This window comes from Parafrankia sp. Ea1.12 (genome assembly GCF_900465275.1).
GTDB lineage: Bacteria > Actinomycetota > Actinomycetes > Frankiales > Frankiaceae > Parafrankia > Parafrankia soli.
Genome location: NZ_UBIZ01000184.1, coordinates 1 through 819, shown reverse-complemented (window position 1 = coordinate 819; position 819 = coordinate 1). Strand labels below are relative to the sequence as shown.

Annotated in this window: 1 protein-coding gene; it reads left to right on the top strand. The window is 70.1% G+C overall.

The genetic code is table 11. From position 1 onward, the window contains the following. Positions 1-815: mycofactocin-coupled SDR family oxidoreductase (locus FMEAI12_RS05855; RefSeq protein ID WP_146776642.1), on the top strand; the 815-nt coding region annotated here is incomplete at its 5' end. Positions 816-819: the final 4 nt, after the last annotated feature.

Genomic DNA, 819 nt, shown 5'->3' with positions numbered 1-819 from the left:
AACGAAAGCTCGACGGCAAGGTCGCGTTCATCACCGGCGCGGCACGCGGTCAGGGTCGTAGCCACGCGGTCCGGTTAGCGCAGGAGGGTGCCGACATCATCGCGGTGGACATCTGCGCCCAGATGGAGTCGGTGCCTTACCCGATGGCGACTCCGGACGACCTCGAGCTGACCGTGAAGGCGGTCGAGGAGACGGGACGGCGGATCGTCGCCCGGCAGGCTGACGTCCGTGACGTGGTGGCGTTGGGGAAGGCGTTCCAGGACGGCGTCGCCGAGCTGGGCCCGGTCGACATCGTGCTGGCGAACGCCGGTATCGGGCCGGGTGGGGCGGCGTCGGAGGACGAGCAGTGGGCGGACGTCGTCGGGGTCAACCTCACGGGGGTGTGGAACACCGGTCGGGTGTCGATCCCGTCGATGGTCGAGCGGGGCCAGGGTGGGGCGATCGTGTTGACCAGCTCCACGGGCGGGCTGGTCGGGGTGGGTATCCCGACGGCGGGTTTCCTGGGCTACACCGCCGCCAAGCACGGTGTGGTCGGGCTGATGCGGTCGTGGGCGAACTACCTGGCGCCGCACAGCATCCGGGTGAACAGCGTCGCCCCGACCACGGTGAAGACGCCGATGGCCGCGAACGGGGACCTGTCGGTCATCACGGCGGGGTCCCCGGAGCTCGCGCGGGTGCTGGCCAACGCGATGCCCGTCGACGCGGTGGACCCGTTGGACGTCTCGAACGCCATCGCCTGGCTGGTGTCGGATGACGCGCGGTACGTGACCGGCACCGTCGTCCCGGTCGACGCCGGCCAGCTGAACAAGCGGTAACACA